Here is a 16,513-nt window from a genome sequence, read left to right on the forward strand (position 1 = left end):
TGGTCGCATGGCCGAGAGTCCCGTCACCGTCACGCGGGAGGGCGCCGTCGCCCGCGTCACCCTCACCAACCCCAAGAGGCGCAACTCGCTGTCGGAGGACACGCTGCGCCGGCTGCTCGCCGCGCTCGACGAGGTGGCCGCGAGCGACGCGACCGGCGTCGTGCTGCAGGCCGAGGGGCCGGTCTTCTCCGCGGGGCACGACTTCGCCGACGTGGCCGCGCGCGACATGGTCGGGGTGCGCGAGCTGCTGGCGCTGTGCCAGTCGGTGATGGAGCGGATGCACACGATGCCGCAGGTCGTGGTGGCGCGCGTGCACGCGCTCGCGACCGCGGCCGGCTGCCAGCTCGTGGCCTCCGCCGACCTCGCCGTCGCCGCCGACACAGCGGGCTTCGCGCTGCCCGGCGGCAAGGGCGGCTGGTTCTGCCACACCCCGGCCGTGCCGGTCGCGCGGGCGATCGGGCGCAAGCGGCTGATGGAGATGGCCCTCACCGGCGACGTCGTCGACGCGAAGACCGCGCTCGACTGGGGCCTGGTCAACCAGGTCGTCCCCGAGGGCGAGCTCGACGCGGCGGTCGACGACCTGCTCGCCCGCGCGACCCACGGCAGCGCCGCCTCGAAGGCATGGGGCAAGCGCGTGCTCTACGCCCAGCTCGACCGGCCCGAGTCCGACGCGTACGCCGTCGCCGCCGAGGCGATGGCCGCCGCCTCGCAGACCGACGGCGCCAAGGAGGGCATGAGCGCCTTCCTCGAAGCGCAGACCCTCCTGGACCGACTGACGCAGGGGCGCCGGGCGTACCTATGCTCGGGGTGACGCCGACGACGAGGTCGGCGCCCGATCCGTGAGCCAGGAGGCGGCGACACCATGCGCGACTACGGCAAGTTCTACATCGGTGGCGAGTGGGTGCAGCCCACCGACGGGACGCCCCTCGACGTGATCAACCCCGCGACCGAGCAGGTCGCCGGCCGGATCACGCTGGGCACGGCGGCCGACGTCGACCGGGCGGTCGAGGCGGCGCGCACGGCGTTCGAGACGTACGGCCGGACCGAGCCGAAGGAGCGCCGGGAGCTGCTGTCCGCGATCGTCGCGGAGTACAAGAAGCGCAGTGGCGACCTCGCCGCCGCCGTGACCGAGGAGATGGGCGCGCCCACCAAGCTGTCCGAGACCGCGCAGGTCGGGATGGGCCTCGGCCACCTCGTGACCGCGATGAAGGCGCTGGACTCCTACGCCTTCAGCGAGGACCGCGGCACCACCCGCATCGTGCGCGAGCCGATCGGCGTCTGCGCGTTCATCACCCCGTGGAACTGGCCGCTCAACCAGCTCTCCGCCAAGGTCGCGCCGGCCCTGGCGACCGGGTGCACGATGGTGCTGAAGCCGTCGGAGGTGGCGCCGTTCTCGGCGTACATCTTCGCCGAGATCCTCGACGCCGCAGGCGTTCCCGCGGGCGTCTTCAACCTGGTGAACGGCGACGGGCCGACCGTCGGGGCCGCGCTCGCCGCGCACCCGCAGGTCGACATGATCTCGATCACCGGCTCGACCCGCGCGGGCGTCGAGGTCGCCAAGACCGCCGCGCCGACCGTCAAGCGCGTGCACCAGGAGCTCGGCGGCAAGAGCCCGAACATCATCCTCGACGACGACGCCTTCGAGAAGGGCGTGAAGATCGGCGTCGCCAGCGTCATGCACAACAGCGGGCAGTCGTGCAACGCGCCCACCCGCATGCTCGTGCCGGCCGCGCGCATGGAGGAGGCCAAGAAGATCGCCCAGGCCGCGGCCGAGAAGACCACGGTCGGCGCGCCCGACAGCGAGGCGCGCATGGGGCCGGTCGTGTCCGAGGCGCAGTGGAACAAGATCCAGGACCTGATCCAGAAGGGCATCGACGAGGGCGCCACGCTGGTGTCCGGCGGCACCGGCCGCCCCGACGGGTTGGACGCCGGATATTACGTGAAGCCAACGGTTTTCGCCGACGTGAGCAACGACATGACCATCGCGCGCGAGGAGATCTTCGGGCCGGTGCTGTCGATCCTGCCGTACGACGACGTCGACGACGCCGTGCGCATCGGCAACGACACCGACTACGGGCTGGCGGCGTACGTCTCCGGTTCCGACACCGAGCAGGTGCGCTCGGTCGCGTCGCGCCTGCGCGCCGGGCAGGTCAACCTGAACAGCGCCCAGGTCGACCTGAGCGCGCCGTTCGGGGGCTACAAGCAGAGCGGCAACGGCCGCGAGTGGGGCGACACCGCGTTCGACGACTTCCTGGAGACCAAGGCGGTCATCGGCTACACGCCGGCCGAGAGCTGACGCTCAGCCGGTCGCGGTGACCTCGCTGACCTGCATCACCGGCGTGATGTCGGTGTAGTTGGCGATGTCGCCGAGGATCTGGTCGGCGTTGGGACCGAAGCCCGCCGCCCAGGCCTCCTCGGTCTCGACCTCGAACCAGCACGCCGCCTCATAGACCGCGGGGGCGTTCGGCGCACCGCCGTTGAGGCCGCGCTCGACGCCCCACGCGGTGACAGCGGAGCCCACCAGCTCGGCCACCATCGGCACGTGCCGGGAGCGGTAGTACTCGTGGTCGAACCGGGCTCCCTCGGTGCGCGGGTAGAGGACGCTGACCTTGATCACGGGGGCTCCTTGGGTGCGACGGGCGCGCCGGGCGGCGGCAGGACCCCGCCCAGGCTAGCGGGGCCGCCGCCGCGTGCAGATGGACAGGACAAAGGATTCGGGGCCCGCGCGACTCCGCGGCTCGGCGCGGGCGGCCGCCCGTTGTTCCTGTCCAGATGTACGCCCTCGTACCCTCGTGACATGTGCGTCGACGATGCCGGGCGAGCGAGCCCGCGAGCACGCCCGGAGGAGGAGACGCGCTCAACGGACGCAGCGCCCTCGTACTTCGTCCCGGTCGCGGACCACACCTATCGCCCGACGTCGCTGACGCAGGGGGCGTGGCGGGAGGACGAGCAGCACGTGTCGGTGCTGGCGGGGCTGGCGGCGCACGAGATCGAGCAGCACGAGCCGCGCGCGGACCTGCTGGCCTGCCGGTTCAGCTTCGAGATCCTCGGTCAGATCGCGCGCGAGGAGATCAGCTTCGAGGTGCGCACCGCTCGCCCCGGCCGGACCATCGAGCTGGTCGAGGCGGTCGGCACGATCGGCCCGCGCCCGGTGCTGCTGACGCGCGCCTGGCGGCTGCTGACCTCCGACACCACCTCGGTCGAGGGCATCGAGCTGCCGGCCATGCCCAAGCCGCAGGACTGCGAGCCGTTCGACGGCGCGGCGCAGTGGCAGGGCGAGTTCCTGGCGTCGCTGGAGTGGCTGGCCGCGCCGGGCGGGCGCGACGGCCGCCGGCAGGTGTGGACCCGCACGCCGGTCGACCTGGTCGAGGGCGTCGAGGTGGGCGACCTCGCGCGGTTCGTGTCGCTGGTCGACCTGGCCAACGGCGTCGCGACGCGGCGGCACCCGAAGACGATGGGTTATCCGAACGTCGAGCTGTCTATCCACCTGCTGCGCCGCCCCGACCCGGAGTGGGTGGGGCTGGACACGTCGGTGTCGTTCGGCCCGGACGGCGTCGGTCTGACCTCGACGGTGCTGAACGACGTGCACGGCCCCGTCGGCACTGCCGCCCAGAGCCTCACGCTGCGCCTGCCGTAGCACACAAGCCGGTCGAGCAGCGCGGAGCTACTCGACCGGCTTGTTGCTCGTCCGGCGTGGGTGCGGTTACTCGGTGATCCGGCGGCGCAGCACCAGGTAGGCGCCACCCAGCAGCGACACCAGGGCCGCGCCGGCGCCGGCGGTGCCGGCGTTGCCGAGGCCCGCGGCGCCCGTGCGCCCGGTCTCGACCGGCGGGCCGGTCACCGTCGGCTCGCCAGGCTGACCAGGATCGGTCGGCTCACCCGGGTCGGTGGGCGTCGGCTCGGCGCCGCCACCGGTCACCTCGACCGGGATCTGCACCGTGGTGCCCGACGGCGCCGCGGTGAGCGTGAGCATCGCGGGACCCGACGGCGTGCCGGCCGGGATCGTGACCGTGACGTCGGCCGAGCCGTCGCGCGTGGGGTACGGCGGTGCGGTGCTCTTGCCCGCGGTGATCGGGAACTCGCCGAGCGACGCGTCGCCCAGCTTCGCGGTGAGCGTGGTGTTGGTCGGCGACCCCACGCTGGTCAGGTCGGTGCCGGAGACGGTGAAGCTGACCTCCTCGCCGGCCGCGACCTGCGTCGGCTGGTCCTGCACCGCGACCGCGCCCTTCTTGAACGACGGCGACAGCGGGCTGTTCTCGCGGATCCACTCCACGAACAGCGACTGGTCGATCAGGCCGGAGTCGCGGGTGTTGGTGCCCTCGCCGAACGCGGTGAAGTTGTCGCCGCCGCCGAGCAGGAACGAGTTCGACGCGACGGTGTACGTCTTCGCCGGGTCGAGCTCCTCGCCGTCGACCATCACCGTGGTCACCCGCGAGCCCTCCGCGGCCGTCGGGTCGTAGGTGTAGGTGACGTTCTCGGACAGCCCCAGCTTCAGGAACGGCCGCGACGAGCCGGCCGGCTGCCACTGCTGCTCGAGCACCTTCAGGAACTGGGCCCCGGTGAGCTCCTTGGTGACCACGGTGTTGTTGAACGGCATGATCGAGGCGGCGTCGGCGTACGTGATCTTGCCGTCGTCGTTGATCAGGTCCGAGCGCACCCCGCCGGGGTTCATGACGCCGATGTCGACGCCGCCGGGACGGCCCGGCTTGTTGATCGACTCGAGGTAGCTCTGGGCGATCATGTTGCTCAGCGTCGACTCGCGCATGCGGTCGTCGCGCTGCCCGTCGGGGCTGAACGCGGTGGTGATGTCGCCGGTCTGCTCGCCGATCTGGCGCGCCCCGATCTCGGCGGCCTTCTTGTTGGCGGAGTCGACGATCTGCGCGCTCGCGCGGTAGCGCGGGTCGGCCTCGCACGCGGCGGTCGGCTCGGTCACCGGGCGCAGCCCCATCTGGTACTGCGTGACCTTCTTGGTCTCCGGGTCGTAGCCGAGCGTCAGCTCGCCGAGGTTGTTCGCGTAGTAGCCGGTCTGGATCACCGGGCGGGTGCCGTCGCCGGGCACCGGGCCGTCCCAGGTGTAGTCCATGTGGGTGTGGCCGGTGATGATCGCGGCGACCTTCGGCGAGGTGTTGTTGACGATCTTGCCGAACTCGTCGCTGCCGGCGACGCCCTCCTGCAGGGTCGCGCCCTCGCCGCCGACCGGGGAGCCTTCGTGGTAGGCCGCGACGACGACGTCGGCCTCGCCGTTGCCGGCGTTGCCGTCGGTCAGCTGGTCGGCCACCCGGTTGACCGCGGTGGACGGGTCGCCGAAGTCGAGGCCGCTGATGCCGTCGGCCGCGACGAGCGACGGGACGTCCTTGGTGACCGCGCCGACGACGCCGATCTTCACGCCGTTCTGCTCGACGATCGTGTACTCCGGGAGCGCGGGCGTCTGCGTGCCCTTGCGATAGACGTTCGCGCCGAGGTACGTCCAGCTCGCCCGGTCCGCGACGCGGCCGGTGAGGTCGGAGAAGCCCTTGTCGAACTCGTGGTTGCCCACCGAAGACGCTTGCAGGTCAAGGGAGTTCAGGAAGTCGATCGCCGGTTCGTCGTTCTGCGAGGCCGACTCGAACGGCGTGCCGCCGATGTTGTCGCCGGCCGCGACGAACGTCGCCCCGGGGTTCTCCCGCTGCGCCGTGGTGACGGTGCAGGCGAAGTCCTTGGTGAAGTGACCGTGGTAGTCGTTGATGTTGAGCAGGGTCAGTTTCGTCAGCGACGGGTCGATCGACCCACCGCCCACGTTGGTCGCGGCCTGCGCGGGGGTGGTGGTCGCCATGGCGAGCGCCAGGACTCCTCCGACCGCGGCGATCCGACCAGGCATCGCTCGCCTCATGGGGCTGTCTCCTTCGTCAGCTGCGGGTCCCAGGGGGTGCCGGGCGTGCGGAAGCAGACGGCGCGGACCCGCAGGAGCCAATATGCCCGCGCCCGCGGGGGCTTGGGGCGCAGCGAGGCAAAAGTCATGCACGCGCCATGGAGCGTTCACGGCGATGCGGGGCGCAGGGCGTTCGCGGCCCTCACCGTGGCAGGTGTGGAACTCGGGACCGCACGACCGGGTGACGTCAGCGTCGTCGCGCATCGCGGCGGCGCAGGGCTCGGCCCGGAGAACCAGCTGGCGACCTTCGCGACCTCGCACGCCCTCGGGGTGCGGGTCCTGGAGACCGACGCGCGCGCGACCGCCGACGGCGTCGCCGTCGCGCATCACGACGCGACCCTCGACCGCACGACCACGCTGCGCGGGGCGGTGCGCGACCGCAGCTTCGCCGACCTCGGCGGTCAGGTGCTGCGCATGGACGAGCTGCTGAGGGCGCATGACGACGTCGAGCTGCTCGTCGACGTCAAGGAGGCCCGGGTGGTCGGGCCGCTCGTCGCGGCGATCCAGGCGACGCGCAGCGCCGACCGGGTGTGGGTGGCCGGGGGCTGGGACCACTGGCTGTCCGCGGTGGTCGAGCGCTGCCCGGGCGTACGTCCGGCGCTGGGCTGGCGGGGCCTGTCGACACTCATGTGGTCGGCCCGTCGCGGGGTGCGCCCGCGGCGGCTGGCGGGGCGGGCGTACGCCGCGCACGTGCCGTGGCGGCTGAACGGCGTGCGCTGGCTCGCCGACGAGCGGGTCGCGGTGCGGCTGGTGGAGCAGTGCGCCGACCTCGGGCTGGTGCTGCGCGCCTGGACGATCGACCGGCCCGACCTGCAGCGGCGCCTGGTGCGTCAGGGGGTGCCGTCGATCATCACCGACCGCCCCGACCTGGCCCGCGAGGTGCTGATCGGCGAGAACCGCTGGTCCCCCATGGGCACCCCCAAGCTGGTCGAGTAGTCCCCCACGCTGGTCGAGTAGCCGGCGAGGAACGAGCCGGCGTATCGAGACCACTCACGCTGGTCGAGTAGCCCCCAAGCTGGTCGAGTAGCCGGCGAGGAACGAGCCGGCGTATCGAGACCTACCCGAAGACGACGCCGTCTCGCACTTCGCCAAGCCTTCCGCGTTCGAGAACGCCGTTCTGCGATCTCGCCTAGCATCCCGGCTCGTGGGTCGACACTCAGCTCCCGAGCCGCGCCGCGGCCGCCACGCGCTGCCCGGGCAGGGCCGCTTCCTGTCGTGGGCGGTGGCGCTGGCGCTGGTCACCGCGCTGGTCGGCGGCGGGGTCTGGGCGTGGCGCGCGGCCGACGGCGACGAGCAGCCGGTCGCGGGCGAGCAGTCCGAGGACTGCCCGGAGAGCCCGCTGCGCATCGCGACCACCAACGAGATGCGGGTGCCCCTCGGGGCGCTGGTCAGTCAGGGCAACTCGACCGACTGCGTACGGTTCGTCGTCGACACCGCCACCCCGCTCGCCGTGGCCAACGCCGTGCACGGCAACGACCCGCTGCGGCCGGCGGTGTGGGTGCCCGACAGTCCGCTGTGGGCGCGCGAGTCGGGTCTGTCGGGGCTGCAGCAAGGGCCGACGATCGCGACCAGCCCGACCGTGGTCGCCGTGCCGCAGTCGCTGCGCGGGGCGAACGTCTCCGGCACCCAGCCGTGGAAGACGATCCTGGAACGCACCGGCGGCCGGTTCGGCATGGACAACCCGGCCGACGACACGCCTGCCCTGATGTCGTTGAAGGGGGTGGCGGAGTCGTACGGCGGGAGCGCGGCCGGGCGCCAGCAGCTCACCGGCCTCGTGGTCAAGATGAGTCACTCCGACAACGCGAGCAGCACGATGCTCACCGATGCGGACGACCCGAAGAAGGCGCGGGCGTTCCCGACGAGCGAGCAGGCGGTGGCGGCGTACAACACCGAGCACACGGGGTCGAAGCTGTCGGTCGTGGTGCCGAAGGAGGGGGTGGCGCAGCTGCGCTACCCGGTGCTGCGCATCCCTGGGAGCCCGGGTGGCGACGACGCGGCGTACGAGCGGTTCACGAAGCTGGTGACGAGCCCGCTCGCGCGAACCATCATGCGCAACAGCGGTTTTCGGGTGCAGGGTGAGACGACGCCGACCGTGCAGGGTGCGCCGGTGAGCCTGCCGTCGAGCACTCCCGATCCGTCGGCGCAGGACCTGTCGGCGCTGCTCACGGCGTGGAACAAGGCGGCCCGGGAGAGCCGGATGCTGGTCGTGCTCGACGTGAGCGGGTCGATGCTGCGCAAGGCGCCCAAGGGCGACAGCCGGATCAACCTCGCGCGCAAGGCCGGCGCGGTGGGTCTGCAGACGCTGCCGCAGTCGACCGAGATGGGGCTGTGGGTGTTCTCCACCGCGCAGCAGGGCAAGCGTGACTATCGCGAGGTGCTGCCGATGCGGCGGCTCGACTCCACCATCGGCGGCAGCAGCCAGGCCTCGATGCTGGGCGCCGCGCTGGACACGATGCCGAGCGAGGTGCGCGGGGACACGGGCCTGTACGACACCGTGCTCGCGGCCTATCGCGAGGCGCAGCGCAACTACAACCCCGGCCGGGAGAACTCGGTGGTCGTGGTCACCGACGGCGCCAACGAGGACACCACCGGCGGCATCTCGCTGGACGGGCTGCTCGGCGAGCTGCGCCGGCTGCAGGGCAACGGCAAGCCGGTGTCCGTCGTGCTCGTCGGCGTGGGTCCGAGCACCAACCTCGACGCGATGCGCAAGATCGCCCAGGCCACCGGTGGCTCGGCTCAGGTCGCCGAGAACCCCGACGACATGGTGGGGATCTTCTTGAAGGCGGTGGAGAGCAGGGAGGGGTAGGTGAGGCGGCGATCACTCGAAGCTGCACCCATTCCTACCGCGCCGACGGCCGAACCGGCCGTGAGTGTGCGCAACACGCCCACGCGGCGGCGCTGGAAGGGGCCACTTGCGCACACTCACGGGCAGCGGGTCTCGATACGGCCCGCTCGCCCCTCGCGGCCTACTCGACCACCTTGGGTGACCGGGCCTCGATACGGCCGCTCGTCCCTCGCGGCCTGCTCGGCCAGCTTGGGCGGCGCGGGAGCCACCCTCCCCGGCCCGCCCAACTTGGGCATCTACCCTCTCCGGGTGTCCACACCCACCCTCCAGCGCCTCGACCGCAATCCTCCCGACAAGCGGGCGGGTGCTTCAGGGATGCGCACCGACATCCAGGCGCTGCGTGCGCTGGCCGTCATGCTGGTCGTGGTCTACCACCTGTGGCCGGGTGAGCTGACCGGCGGATTCGTCGGCGTCGACGTCTTCTTCGTCATCTCCGGGTTCCTCATCACCGGGCACCTGCTGCGCGACGCCGAGCGCAAGGGTGGCGTCTCGCTCCTGCAGTTCTGGACCCGCCGCGCTTTCCGGCTGCTCCCCGCGTCGCTGCTCGTCATCGTGGTCACGATGGCCGGCGTGCTCGCGTTCGTCGGCGAGGACCAGTGGCGCCGCCACGCCCAGCAGGCCCTCGCCTCCGGGTTCTACGTGCAGAACTGGGTGCTGTCGGCGAGCTCGACCGACTACCTCGCCTCCAGCGACAGCCCGACCGCCTTCCAGCACTTCTGGTCGCTGTCGATCGAGGAGCAGTTCTACCTCGTCCTGCCGGTCGTGTTCGTGGCCGTGCTCGCCCTCGCGAAGACGCGCTGGCGCACGGCCTTCTTCGCCGCGCTCGTCGCGATCACCGGCGCCTCGCTGTGGTGGTCGATCCAGCTCACCGCCACCAACTCCGCCGCGGCCTACTTCGTCACCACCACCCGCGCGTGGGAGTTCGGCATCGGGGCCCTGGCCTCGTTCGTACGCCCTCGCCACCTCGCGCGCATCAGCCCGGCCGTCGCCTGGGTCGGCATCGGCGCGATCGTCGTCTCGGCCATGACGTTCAGCGGACAGACCGCCTTCCCCGGTTACGCGGCGCTGCTCCCCACCGTGGGCGCCGTGCTCGCGCTGATCACCCTGCGCCACGACCGAGTCTTCGACACCGTCACGAACACCCGGCCGGTCCAGCTGATCGGCGACGCGTCGTACTCCATCTACCTGTGGCACTGGCCGCTGTTCGTCATCGCGCCCTACGCGCTCGGGCGCGAGCTCGGCTTCCTGCCCCGCCTCGGCATCCTCGTGCTGTCGATCGCCGTCGGCTGGCTGAGCATGCGGTTCGTGGAGACGCCCTTCCGCGCGCGCGGCTTCGCCCGGTGGCGCACCCGCAGCGGTGCAGCGGTCGCCGCCGGGATCGCCGGGGTGCTCGTCGTCTCCATGGGCAGCTTCGGCGTCCTGCAGATGCGCGAGCGGCAGTCGGCCGACCAGGTCCAGCAGGCGATGACCGGCTCCGATCCCTGCCTCGGCGCCCCCGCGCTCGGCCGGACCGACTGCCCCAGCTCCGGTCGCCTCACCCCGAGCCTGGCGCTGCTGCCCGACGACGACGGCAACCGTGACGAGTGCTGGGCCCGTGCGGGTGAGGTCGCCGTGCGCCGGTGCACCCTCAACGACCCCGCGCGGCCGGCCAAGCGGGCGATCGCGATCGGCGACTCGCACAACAACTCCTTGATCCCGGCGTACGCACGCGCTGCCAAGTCGCTCGGCTGGAAGTTCGACGTGGCCGGCAAGGAGGGCTGCTACGTCTCGACGAGCAACCTGCCCCTCGGCCGCGACCCGAGCGAATGCCGCACCTGGCGCACCACGGTGGTCGACCAGGTCGCCTCCGACCCCGACATCGACGTCGTCGTGGTGACCCGCAACGAGTCCGACAAGTTCGGCTCGACCCACGAGGAACGACAGCAGGTCGAGCAGGGCCTGCGCGACGCCTGGTCGCGGTTCACGCGGGAGGGCAAGCAGGTCATCGTGCTGCAGGACGTCCCCCAGCTCGAGAACAAGCCTGCCGAGTGCCTCGCGCAGGCCGGGCTCGAAGACCCCCGCAGCTGCACCTGGAGCACCCGCACGGCCTATCCCGAGTACCAGTCGCTGCGCGCAGCGTCCGAGGGTCAGCAGGGCGTCACGTTCGTCCCCGTGCAGGACGACTTCTGCACCGACGGGCAGTGCCCCGCCGTCATCGGCAACGTCCCCGTCTACTTCAACCGGGCTCACGTGAGCAAGACGTTCGCCGCCTCCTGGGGTCCGCAGCTGGCCAGCAAGCTCCGCGACGCGGCGCAGTAGCCCGGGTCACCCGGGGAGCGGTGCGGCGGCGGCCGGAACCAGCCGCAGACGTACGCTCTCGCCGGGCTCCGGCAGCGGCTCGCCGAGCTCGGCGACGGCGTCGGCCTCGACCCCGTCGGCCAGCCGGACCCGCAGCCGCACGACGTCTGCCCCCAGCGCGGCGCCCAGCACGGTGGCCCGGTGCTCGCCGTCGTCGGCGCGGCGCAACGCCTGCGGCCGCAGCGCCAGCCGGGCCACGCCCGGGACCAGCCTCGCCGCAGCCTCGCCCTCGAGCACCGTCGAGAACCCGAGGAACTCGGCGATCTGCTCGTCGGCCGGTGCGCGCCAGACGTCCGCCGTCGGGCCCTCCTGGACGATCCGGCCGTCGCTCATCACCGCCATCCGGTCGGCCAGGGTGAAGGCCTCGTCGTGGTCGTGCGTCACGAGCATCGCGGTCGTGCCCGAGGTGGTGAGGATCTGCCGCAGGTCGGCGCCGAGCCGGTCGCGCAGCGCGCGATCGAGCGCCGACAGCGGCTCGTCGAGCAGCAGCAGCCGCGGCCTCGCCGCGAGCGCCCGGGCCAGCGCGACCCGCTGCTGCTGGCCGCCGGACAGCGTGCCGGGGCGGCGCCGCTCCATCCCCGGCAGCCCGACCAGCTCCAGCAGCTCCCCCACCCGGCCGGCGGCCTCGGCGCGCGAAAGGCCTTGGCGCCGAAGGGCGTACGCGACGTTGCCGGCGACGTCCTGGTGCGGGAAGAGCTGCCCGTCCTGGAACATCAGCGCCACGCGGCGACGGTGGGTCGGCACGTCGGTGACGTCGTCGCCGCCGATGATCACCCGGCCGGAGTCGGGCCGTTGCAGCCCGGCCACCACCCGCAGCAGGGTCGACTTGCCGCTGCCCGACGGGCCGAGCACGGCGAGCACCCGCCCCGGCTCCAGCTGCAGCGACACGTCGTCGACGGCCGCGGTGCGCTCGAAGCGCACGGTCACGCCGTCGACCTGCAGCGAGGCCCCCGGCCGCGCCGACGACCCGTCCACGTCGCTCATCAGAAGCTCCCCAACGAGCCCACGCGCAGCCGCTCCACGACGCCCATGATGACCACCGTCACGAGCGCGAGCAGCACCGACGCGGCCAGCGCCATGCCGAAGTTGTCGCCGCCGGGGCGCCCGATCAGTGTGTAGATCACCACCGGGAGCGTCGGCCGCTCCGGCCGCGCGAGGAAGCTCGTCGCGCCGAACTCCCCCAGCGACACCGCCATCGCGAACCCGGTCGCCGCGAGCAGCGGGCGCCACACGACCGGCAGGTCGACGCTCAGCCACGCGCGCACCGGGCCGGCACCGAGCGAGGCCGCCGCCTCGCGCTGGCGCGGGTCGAGCGAGCGCAGCACCGGCGCGAGCGTGCGCACCACCAGCGGCAGCGCCACCATCGCCTGCGCGATCGGCACCAGCACCGGCGAGCTGCGCAGGTCGAGCGGCGGCCGGTCGAGGGTGATGAGGAAGCCGAATCCGACGGTGACCGCGGAGATCCCGAGCGGCAGCATGAACGTCGCGTCGAGCGCCCCCAGCGCCCGTCGACCGCGCGGCGTCGCCGGCCGCCGCGAGACGACGACCGCCACGAGCACCCCGAGCAGCATCGCGAGCAGCGTGGCGTCGATGGCCGTGCGCCACGAGTTCGCCATCGCCTGGGTGACCGGCACGAGCAGCGCGTCGGTCGCCTCGGGCGCCGCGAGCTGGCGGTAGTTGTGCAGCGACCACGCCCCGTCGATGCGCAGCGAGCGCACCACCAGGGTGAGGATCGGGGTGAGCAGGAAGGCGACCGCCGCCACCGTGAGAGCGACCGGCAGCGCGTCCGCCCGCGCCGGGCGACGAGGCGAGCCGGTGCGCGCGACCCGCGAGAGCACGCGCTCGCGGCGGGTGCGGGCGGCCTCGGTCAGGCCGAGCAGGGCCAGCACCGCCACCAGCTGCAGCAGGCTGAGCACGGCCGCCGCCTGCAGGTCGAGGAAGTTCGCGGTGAGCAGGTAGATCTCGGTCTCGATCGTGCTGTAGCGCAGCCCGCCCAGCACCAGCACGACGCCGAAAGCCGTTGAGCAGAAAAGGAACACGACGCTCGTGGCGCTCAGGATCGACGGCAGCAGCGCCGGCAGGGTGACCGTGCGGAAGACCTGCGCCGGGCTGGCGCCGAGCGCCGCCGCGGCTTCCTCGGCGCGCGGGTCGAGGCTCTCCCACATGCCGCCGACGGTGCGCACCACCACCGCGAGGTTGAAGAAGATCAGGGCCAGCAGGATCGCCACCCACGACCCGTCGAGACCGAGGAACCCCAGCGGCCCCGACGGCGCGAGCAGCGTGCGGAACGCGACACCCACCACCACGGTCGGCAGCACGAACGGCATCACCACGAGCGCGCGGAGCACCCGCTGGCCGCGGAAGGACAACCGGTGCAAGACGTACGCCATCGGCACCCCGAGCAGCACCGTCACCGCCGTGCCGAGCCCCGCCAGCCACACCGTGAACCACAGGACGCGCTGGGTGCGGCCCCGCCCCAGCACCTCCAGCGCCGAGCCGAGCGCCCACTGCCCCTCGGGCCGCAGCCCGCGCAGCGCCATGCCGCTGACCGGCACCACGAAGAAGATCGCGAGGAAGGCCAGCGGCACCAGGGCGGCCACGACGAGCGCCGCGCGCCCGACCCGGCGGGAGGTCACGGGGTCGCTTCCGGGCGGGTCACTGCGAGGTGACGTCCTGCCAGGTCCGCAGCCAGCCCTGCCGCTTCGCCGCGATCTGCTTCGGGTCGACCTCGATCGGGTCGGTGGGCTGCTTGGCGAACGTGGCCCAGTCGGCGGGCAGCTCGACGCTGGAGTCGACCGGGAAGACGTACATCGCCTCGGGCAGCGCCGCCTGGAACTGCTTGCCGACCATCCAGTCGACCAGCGCCCTGGCGCCGGCCGGGTTCTTCGCGCCCTTGAGCACGCCGGCGTACTCGACCTGCCGGAAGCAGGTGTTCAGCAGCGCCTTCGTCGTCGACCTCCCGCCGCTCACGGTGAACGCGGGCGAGGTGTCGTAGGACCACACGATCGGCCGGTCGCCCTTGCCCTCGCCCTGGGTGAAGTCGACGTTGTAGGCGTCCTCCCAGCCGCTGGTGATCTTGGCGCCGTTGGCCACGAGCTTCTTCCAGTAGTCCTGCCAGCCGGGGTCGCCGTACTTCCCGACCGTCGCGAGCAGCATCGCGAGGCCCGGCGAGCTGGTGGGCGCACCCGGCGTGACGAACAGGTTCTTGTACTCCGGCTTCAGCAGGTCATCGAAGCTGTTCGGCGGCGCGACGTTGCGCTTGTCGAACCAGGTGGTGTCGACGTTGACGCAGGTGCTCGCGTTGTCGACCGGCGTGAGCTGGCGCGCGCCGGCCGCGTCGGGGAGGGCGTACGTCTTCGCGCTGGCCGGCAGGGCCTGCGGGCTGTAGTCCTCGAGGACTCCGGCCGACGTCACGCGCGAGGCGAAGGTGTTGTCGACGCCGAAGACGACGTCGCCGAGGGGCGAGCCCTTGGTCAGCACGAGCTTGTTCGCGAGCTCGCCGGCGTCGCCGCTCTGGCTGATCTTCACGGTGTAGCCGGTGTCCTTGGTGAAGGCCGCCTGCAGCTCCTTCGACATCGCGAACGAGCCGTGCGTGACCAGCGTGACCGTCTTGTTCGCCGGGCTGGCCGCGGCGCCGGACGAGCCGGAGGCCGCACCGGACGAGCCCGCCGCGCTCGGGGAGTCGGCGCTGCCGGAGCCGCCGGACTCGCCGCCGCCGAGGGAGCAGCCCGCGAGGGCGATGGTGCTGAGTGCGGCCGTGGCCGCGAGGGTCCTGCGTCGCATGACGTCCTCTCCTTGTTGCGAAGAGGGGTCTCGTCCACCGTGGCGGGTGGACGGGAGAACTCGACTTCCTCCACCGGTGCTAACCGGGTCAGGTTCGAGGGTCTGCGGCTGGGCCGCACTCTCAGCGCTCGGGTGCGCTCCCCTGTCGTCCCCTCGACGGTACACGTCGGCTCGTGAAAGGCTCGACCCAGTCGATTCCCCGGCCGCCGTGCGCGGCCACGAGCGAAGGCAGGTGCCCATGGGCAACGCGGTGTGGAAGGTGCTGGCGATCGTCTCCGGAGTCGTCGGCGCGCGAGTGGCGAAGGCAGCGAGCGACGGCACCTGGAAGGCCGCCACCGGCGGCAAGCCCCCGGCCAACCCGGCCGACCCCGACGTGTCGTGGAAGGAGGCCGCCGTCTTCGCGATCGTCTCCGGCGCGATCATGGGCGTCGCGCGCATGGTCGCCCAGAAGCAGGCCGCGCACTTCTACACCAAGTCCGCCGGCCACCCGCCGGAGGCGCTCAAGGCCGACCTGCAGGGCAAGGCGAAGGCGAAGTAGCAAGCGGCTACCTCACCAATGATCGAGGCGTACAGGCATGCCTGTACGCCTCGATCATTTTTTGCGGTGCGAGCAGAGTCAGGGGATGAGGTCGCCCCGGCCGAACATCTGCGCCGTCTCGCGCGCCGAGGGCGACCCGAGCTCGACGTCGGCGCCGGCGTCGAGCAGCAGCCACACGATGGTGTCCTCGCCCTTGAACACCGCGCCGGCGAGCGGCGACTGACCGCGGTCGTTCAGCCGGTTCACGTCGGCGCCGCGCTCGAGCAGCGCGGTCACCACCGCGGCCTGCCCGTGGTAGGCGGCCAGCATGAGCAGGGTGTTGCCCGAGGAGTCGGTGAGGTTCACCGGCACGCCCTGGTCGACGTACGCCCCGAGCCGGACGGCGTCGCCGTCGCGGGCGAAGTCGAAGCAGGCGTGGGCGACCTCGACGAGTCGAGGGTCCATCGCGCCGCTGGCGGAAGTCATGCGGCGATCGTAGATGAGGTCTGCCTTACTTCCCAGTCGGGAGGGCTGCCCAGTCCGGTCCGGGGCCGCGGATCTCCTCGAACGCCAGCCAGGTGCGCGTCGCCGTGACGCCCTTGATCGCCTGGATGCGGTCGAGCACGAGCGTGCGCAGCGTCGTGTTGTCGGGCGCGTGCACCAGCACCAGCGCGTCGAACTCCGAGGCCAGCAGCGCGACCGAGTCGACGAACGGCAGCTGCTGCAGCTCCGCCGACACCGCGCGCCAGGTGTTCTGCTCCATGTTGATCGAGACGTACGCCGTCGTGCCCAGCCCCACCCGCACCGGGTCGATGCGCGCGCTGAACCCGGTGATCGCGCCCTGCTCGAGGAGCCGGTCGAGGCGTGCGTACGCGTTCGCCCGGCTGATGTGCAGCCGCTCGGCGAGCGTGCGCACCGACGTGCGGGCGTCGTCCACGAGCGCGGCGATGATCGCCCGGTCGGTGTCGTCGAGCGGGCGCGGCGGGGCCGACCGTCCAGCCTGCCGGTCAGGTTCGCGCCTCGCATTGGACGTCTTGCGCTGCTTGGTCGCCATGCTGAGCAGTATGTCTCGCAAACCTCGGTGGGTTTGAGCCATTCGCCGCGCGCGAGGGACGATGGTGTG

At 72.2% G+C, this 16,513-nt stretch carries 14 protein-coding genes; 7 read left to right on the forward strand and 7 right to left on the reverse strand.

What is annotated here, in order from left to right; all coding sequences use genetic code 11:
- Nucleotides 1-7 precede the first annotated feature (7 nt).
- Nucleotides 8-811 (forward strand): enoyl-CoA hydratase-related protein, encoded by an 804-nt coding sequence (locus FB554_RS13505; protein ID WP_217925249.1) that lies wholly within the window; start codon nucleotides 8-10, stop codon nucleotides 809-811.
- Nucleotides 812-862: 51 nt separating this feature from the next.
- Nucleotides 863-2,296, forward strand: coding sequence for an aldehyde dehydrogenase family protein (locus tag FB554_RS13510; RefSeq protein ID WP_142006882.1), 1,434 nt, complete (start codon nucleotides 863-865; stop codon nucleotides 2,294-2,296).
- Nucleotides 2,297-2,299: 3 nt separating this feature from the next.
- Here the strand turns inward: FB554_RS13510 and FB554_RS13515 are convergent, their stop codons facing one another.
- On the reverse strand, nucleotides 2,300-2,617 hold the full coding sequence (locus tag FB554_RS13515; protein ID WP_142006884.1) for an EthD family reductase: 318 nt from the start codon (nucleotides 2,615-2,617) through the stop codon (nucleotides 2,300-2,302).
- Nucleotides 2,618-2,797: 180 nt separating this feature from the next.
- On the opposite strand from FB554_RS13515, the gene FB554_RS13520 reads away from it, so the two are divergent.
- Entirely contained in the window at nucleotides 2,798-3,637 is an 840-nt protein-coding gene (locus FB554_RS13520; protein WP_142006886.1) for a thioesterase family protein, read from the forward strand.
- Between the two features lie 66 nt (nucleotides 3,638-3,703).
- Here the strand turns inward: FB554_RS13520 and FB554_RS13525 are convergent, their stop codons facing one another.
- Nucleotides 3,704-5,857, reverse strand: a complete 2,154-nt coding sequence (locus tag FB554_RS13525) for a bifunctional metallophosphatase/5'-nucleotidase (protein WP_236022404.1) — start codon at nucleotides 5,855-5,857, stop codon at nucleotides 3,704-3,706.
- 207 nt (nucleotides 5,858-6,064) lie between these two features.
- On the opposite strand from FB554_RS13525, the gene FB554_RS13530 reads away from it, so the two are divergent.
- The 3 genes from FB554_RS13530 (at nucleotide 6,065) to FB554_RS13540 (ending at nucleotide 11,051) form a co-directional block, all read left to right on the forward strand.
- Entirely contained in the window at nucleotides 6,065-6,844 is a 780-nt protein-coding gene (locus tag FB554_RS13530; RefSeq protein ID WP_170206886.1) for a glycerophosphodiester phosphodiesterase family protein, read from the forward strand.
- Nucleotides 6,845-7,052: 208 nt separating this feature from the next.
- Nucleotides 7,053-8,714, forward strand: a complete 1,662-nt coding sequence (locus FB554_RS13535; protein WP_142006893.1) for a substrate-binding domain-containing protein — start codon at nucleotides 7,053-7,055, stop codon at nucleotides 8,712-8,714.
- 288 nt (nucleotides 8,715-9,002) lie between these two features.
- The gene (locus tag FB554_RS13540; RefSeq protein WP_142006895.1) at nucleotides 9,003-11,051 is read left to right on the forward strand and encodes an acyltransferase family protein; all 2,049 of its coding nucleotides are present in this window, start codon (nucleotides 9,003-9,005) and stop codon (nucleotides 11,049-11,051) included.
- A gap of 6 nt (nucleotides 11,052-11,057) precedes the next feature.
- On the opposite strand, the gene FB554_RS13545 is transcribed toward FB554_RS13540, so the two are convergent.
- Genes FB554_RS13545 through FB554_RS13555 form a run of 3 tightly spaced genes read right to left on the reverse strand, consistent with a single transcriptional unit; the run spans nucleotide 11,058 to nucleotide 14,873 of the window.
- Nucleotides 11,058-12,074, reverse strand: coding sequence for an ABC transporter ATP-binding protein (locus FB554_RS13545; RefSeq protein WP_142006897.1), 1,017 nt, complete (start codon nucleotides 12,072-12,074; stop codon nucleotides 11,058-11,060).
- On the reverse strand, nucleotides 12,074-13,726 hold the full coding sequence (locus FB554_RS13550; RefSeq protein WP_236022405.1) for an ABC transporter permease: 1,653 nt from the start codon (nucleotides 13,724-13,726) through the stop codon (nucleotides 12,074-12,076). Before FB554_RS13550 ends, FB554_RS13545 begins: the two co-directional genes overlap by 1 nt.
- A gap of 19 nt (nucleotides 13,727-13,745) precedes the next feature.
- Nucleotides 13,746-14,873, reverse strand: a complete 1,128-nt coding sequence (locus FB554_RS13555) for a thiamine ABC transporter substrate-binding protein (RefSeq protein ID WP_142006899.1) — start codon at nucleotides 14,871-14,873, stop codon at nucleotides 13,746-13,748.
- 238 nt (nucleotides 14,874-15,111) lie between these two features.
- Between FB554_RS13555 and FB554_RS13560 the strand changes: the two genes are divergently transcribed.
- The gene (locus tag FB554_RS13560) at nucleotides 15,112-15,411 is read left to right on the forward strand and encodes a DUF4235 domain-containing protein (protein ID WP_142006901.1); all 300 of its coding nucleotides are present in this window, start codon (nucleotides 15,112-15,114) and stop codon (nucleotides 15,409-15,411) included.
- Between the two features lie 78 nt (nucleotides 15,412-15,489).
- Here the strand turns inward: FB554_RS13560 and FB554_RS13565 are convergent, their stop codons facing one another.
- On the reverse strand, nucleotides 15,490-15,876 hold the full coding sequence (locus FB554_RS13565; protein WP_142006903.1) for an ankyrin repeat domain-containing protein: 387 nt from the start codon (nucleotides 15,874-15,876) through the stop codon (nucleotides 15,490-15,492).
- A gap of 25 nt (nucleotides 15,877-15,901) precedes the next feature.
- The gene (locus FB554_RS13570) at nucleotides 15,902-16,444 is read right to left on the reverse strand and encodes an Lrp/AsnC family transcriptional regulator (protein ID WP_142006905.1); all 543 of its coding nucleotides are present in this window, start codon (nucleotides 16,442-16,444) and stop codon (nucleotides 15,902-15,904) included.
- Between the last annotated feature and the right edge of the window lie 69 nt (nucleotides 16,445-16,513).

The sequence above is a fragment of the Barrientosiimonas humi genome, from assembly GCF_006716095.1.
Taxonomy (GTDB): domain Bacteria; phylum Actinomycetota; class Actinomycetes; order Actinomycetales; family Dermatophilaceae; genus Barrientosiimonas; species Barrientosiimonas humi.